Genomic DNA, 3,343 nt, shown 5'->3' with positions numbered 1-3,343 from the left:
GTAAATGTTTCCTGTTTCTTCATCCCCATACACCACCATTGCGTTGATAGTGTTATTATCCCACATCCGGAGCCTTTATGGTAGTGCGGATTAAATCAGAGATTCCCTAGTATATCCGAAAATGTTCCCGTTTCCATAGAGGACGCCTTTTTCGCGGCTGACCCGTTGTCCTGCAAGAGAGCGTTCACTGATTTTGCGGCTTTCTTCCTGTGCCATAGTAGCCATAATGGTCAGCCTCAGTTCACCATCACCGTCAAGAGTCCAAATGTTATCATTTACAAAATAGACTTCAATCCCCATGGCGGCAAGCTGACGGACACAGACCAGAGCATCTACCGTATTTCTGGCGAAGCGGCAAACCTCGCGAGTGACAATCAAATCGAATTTATGCTGTTTGGCATCTTCCATCATCTGCATAAAGGCATCCCGCTTATAGACCTGAGTTCCGGTAATACCTTGGTCAATGTAGCGGTTGATAACATTCCACTGAGGATGAAATCGAGCAACATCATCATACCATTGCATCTGATTCTGAAGGGCTTTGACCTGGGCCTCGTGTTCTGTTGAGGCACGGCCATATATAACTGCCCGGCAGGGTTTGTCCCGGAAAGAACGGGACAATGAGTACGGAGACATATTGTACATAGCATCTTCCTCCTTTATGGCTTCTGATTTGTTCTGACAAGGCGAGAATACCCGAAAACAACAGAATCAGCAATGATACGGACGCTGGCCTGATATCCTTGACAACTTGCCGGAAAAGTGTTCACTTTTGCGGATAGGTTTGCTTGACATTCAGATAGGTTGCCTCGTTGACAAGGCCCTTCTTGTAGAGCATATCAATCAGTTTTAAGCACACATAGGTGCGGTCAATAATCGATTCATTCATGGATCATATCCTCCGGTAATTGACATTGCTGCGGTAACACCGCAAGCCGGATTTTTTGGAGTGTTAACGCTGTAAGGCTGGACAATGTATAATATTCGACCGGATTAAGAGTAGATGTTCCACCTTCAGCGGCTCGCGCTGCCAAAGCATCAATACTGCGCCGAAGGGATGATAGCTCGTCCAGTAGGGATAAATAGTCTGCTGGTGGAAGCTCAACGGGGCGAATCTTTTTGACCAGATTGCGGATATACGCGCCTCTTGACGGTGCGCCAACCCTCCGGACCTGACGATCCAAATCCGCTAAATCATCTTCCGTGAAGCGCACATAAGCCACTTTTGTTGCGCAGACATCCTTTTTGTTCATGGCGTCGCCTCATTACCTGAATGGCGCTGCGGAACTTTGCGGGGAGCGACGATATAGTCATATCCACTGCGAATTCCACAATAGGTACAGGTATCTTTCACAAATTGGTAGCGATCTGCGCGCTTGATTCTTATGGTGGGAACATTATAAAAAGCACTGGCACAGGCTGCGCACAGGCAAATCAGCTGCGGCTCCTGCTGCTTGGGTTCGGTTTTGTAATCCATGGCCGTTTCTCTCCTATGATTATGTGTATTCAAAGTCTGAGCGGCCTTGGTGCCCTTCCCTGGCACTTGTACCTCTCACTTGTAGGCCACGGCAGAGGGCGTTTGTTGCGTATATCTGAAATTTTTGTTGAAAAACCCCTATCATCGTTCGATAGGGGCTTCACTATAGGAAGATGAAACTCGTTGTAGTTATAAAAAACAAAATTTTTTCTTTCCCTATTGACTGCACGGCTCGTGCAGCTGTAACCTTTGCTTGTAGGGTGGTGATGAATAATGAAAACACTCCATGAAGTAACTCAAATCGTTGGAATGACGCGCCGCGTTATTCAGGAATATGAGAAAGCTGGCCTAGCTACTGCGCCGACAGCCACAAATAAATATGGTCACCTATTATATGCCGATAAAGAAATAATTGCATATGATAAGGAGAATTAGATGTGCTGGTAAAGACATATTTTGAGCGGCTATACACGCACATGCGGGAGGAGCTTTACTATCCAAACAGAAAGAATAGCGGTATATTTGTCGTGCGTTGCTTCTGCGCAGCAGGCAGCAACTATTTCCCATTTAAAAAAGGAAAACGGTACACCTCCAAGGATGTACCGTTGCCGAGAAAACTTTATGATGGCAGTCGAACTATGACGACGGATATAAAGGCATCTTTCCATCCATTTGACGATGCCGGCCTTACCGCTTTTTATAAGGAGAACATAGAAGATGATAAAACACGCAATGTGATGCTTGCATTCGGCATTTCTCCAACTATGGAAGAGAATAAGGATTGTCTGTGCAGAGCATTGTCGATTCAGTTCAGAATGTTTGTGGGAAATAACTCTGATGAGGTCGATGACATTGTAGCGATAGAATATCAAAAACTGCTTGCAGAACCAAAAGATGAAGAAACAAAATTGCATCAACCTGCGGGAATTTTGTATCCAGGAGATCAGATTTGTTTCAAGTCTAAGAACAGGCCAACTTATCAAGTGAATATATATGAGAAGTTTCAACACACATGGGAATTTGAAAATGCTGGCACACAGGTGTGGCGTGGACGAAGATTATTCTTTTCCAATCACGAAGACGTCCGACCGAAAGCAGAAACAAATTATATTGATATACCAGACACGCCTCCGCATAAGAGCGTAAAAATAACCGTGAGCATAGATGCTCGCGGCTTTGAGGGAAAATCGGAATGCAGATGGATTATGGTAGACAGTGATAACAATGATTGCTTTCCGAACAGCAACATATTCATATTTGTAGTTAGCACAAAAATGGATTATCAGGGACAGACGGAGGTAACACAGTGAGTGAAGTCAACATCGAGAAATGGGTAACAGTGAAAGAAGTTCAGTCATATCTCGGAGTCGGCAGAGAAACAGTCCTCGCTTGGATTGCTAAGCGCAATATGCCTGCCTACAAGGTTGGAAGACTTTGGAAATTCAAATTGTCTGAGGTGGATGAGTGGATTCGTTCAGGTGGGGCGGCTGATGACAATAGCAAAGAATCTGAATAAGCCCCAATAATGTGCAGTATCGCTGATGAAATTTAAATGCGGGAGTGAACTTTATCACATTGACTGAAAATATATAGGTCAGGAAAGGAAAACAAATATGGACAATCAAGTGCATAATCAAATAGTAATTATGAAGGAGGCATTGAGGGCTTCTTGAAGTATGAAGTACTCTCTTATGCTCCGGATGCATGGATTGACGAAAAGAAGACTCAAATCGGATATGAAATCAGCTTCAACAAGTATTTTTGGTCGATTGTAAAATGAAGTTGGACACCTAAGAAAAAATCCATAGTGATTTTCCCCACATGGTAGAATGAAGTTTGCACACAACTTCTTCCAAGGGAGGGCAA

At 44.2% G+C, this 3,343-nt stretch carries 7 protein-coding genes and 1 pseudogene; 3 read left to right on the top strand and 5 right to left on the bottom strand.

All coding sequences use genetic code 11. The features are described 5' to 3' along the window. Positions 1 to 105: 105 nt before the first annotated feature. The 4 genes and pseudogenes from ACTNBK_RS16750 to ACTNBK_RS16735 form a co-directional block, all read right to left on the bottom strand. Positions 106 to 636, bottom strand: a pseudogene (locus ACTNBK_RS16750) (recombinase family protein); the annotation flags it as partial. Positions 637 to 766: 130 nt separating this feature from the next. After that, entirely contained in the window at positions 767 to 889 is a 123-nt protein-coding gene (locus ACTNBK_RS16745; RefSeq protein ID WP_256447269.1) for a hypothetical protein, read from the bottom strand. Then, on the bottom strand, positions 882 to 1,253 hold the full coding sequence (locus ACTNBK_RS16740; protein ID WP_441147797.1) for a hypothetical protein: 372 nt from the start codon (positions 1,251 to 1,253) through the stop codon (positions 882 to 884). Before ACTNBK_RS16740 ends, ACTNBK_RS16745 begins: the two co-directional genes overlap by 8 nt. Then, positions 1,250 to 1,477, bottom strand: a complete 228-nt coding sequence (locus ACTNBK_RS16735; RefSeq protein ID WP_441147795.1) for a hypothetical protein — start codon at positions 1,475 to 1,477, stop codon at positions 1,250 to 1,252. The genes ACTNBK_RS16740 and ACTNBK_RS16735 overlap by 4 nt, the downstream gene beginning before the upstream one ends. A gap of 273 nt (positions 1,478 to 1,750) precedes the next feature. Here ACTNBK_RS16735 and ACTNBK_RS16730 point away from each other — a divergent pair, with 273 nt between their 5' ends. From ACTNBK_RS16730 to ACTNBK_RS16720, 3 genes are read left to right on the top strand one after another with little or no spacing between them, the layout of a single operon-like run. Further along, positions 1,751 to 1,912, top strand: coding sequence for a MerR family transcriptional regulator (locus ACTNBK_RS16730; protein WP_441147793.1), 162 nt, complete (start codon positions 1,751 to 1,753; stop codon positions 1,910 to 1,912). 2 nt (positions 1,913 to 1,914) lie between these two features. Beyond that, positions 1,915 to 2,787 carry a hypothetical protein gene (locus ACTNBK_RS16725; protein WP_441147791.1) on the top strand — a complete coding sequence of 291 codons (873 nt, stop codon included), beginning with the start codon at positions 1,915 to 1,917 and terminating at the stop codon, positions 2,785 to 2,787. Continuing rightward, the gene (locus ACTNBK_RS16720) at positions 2,784 to 2,993 is read left to right on the top strand and encodes a helix-turn-helix domain-containing protein (RefSeq protein WP_441147789.1); all 210 of its coding nucleotides are present in this window, start codon (positions 2,784 to 2,786) and stop codon (positions 2,991 to 2,993) included. Before ACTNBK_RS16725 ends, ACTNBK_RS16720 begins: the two co-directional genes overlap by 4 nt. 117 nt (positions 2,994 to 3,110) lie before the next feature. Here the strand turns inward: ACTNBK_RS16720 and ACTNBK_RS16715 are convergent. Further along, positions 3,111 to 3,343, bottom strand: a 233-nt coding sequence (locus tag ACTNBK_RS16715) for a hypothetical protein (protein ID WP_441147787.1), incomplete at its 5' end; no start/stop codon positions are given.

This window comes from Intestinimonas sp. HCP28S3_D6 (genome assembly GCF_052065695.1).
GTDB lineage: Bacteria > Bacillota > Clostridia > Oscillospirales > Oscillospiraceae > Intestinimonas.
Note: the sequence above shows the minus strand (reverse complement) of the source record. Positions and strands in the feature narration are given on the sequence as shown.

Excerpts from the sequence above, each read along its gene's own strand:
- ACTNBK_RS16745 (WP_256447269.1), bottom strand. The coding sequence starts at position 889 with ATGAATGAATCGATTATTGACCGCACCTATGTGTGCTTAAAACTGATT.
- ACTNBK_RS16730 (WP_441147793.1), top strand. The coding sequence starts at position 1,751 with ATGAAAACACTCCATGAAGTAACTCAAATCGTTGGAATGACGCGCCGC.
- ACTNBK_RS16740 (WP_441147797.1), bottom strand. The coding sequence starts at position 1,253 with ATGAACAAAAAGGATGTCTGCGCAACAAAAGTGGCTTATGTGCGCTTC.
- ACTNBK_RS16735 (WP_441147795.1), bottom strand. The coding sequence starts at position 1,477 with ATGGATTACAAAACCGAACCCAAGCAGCAGGAGCCGCAGCTGATTTGC.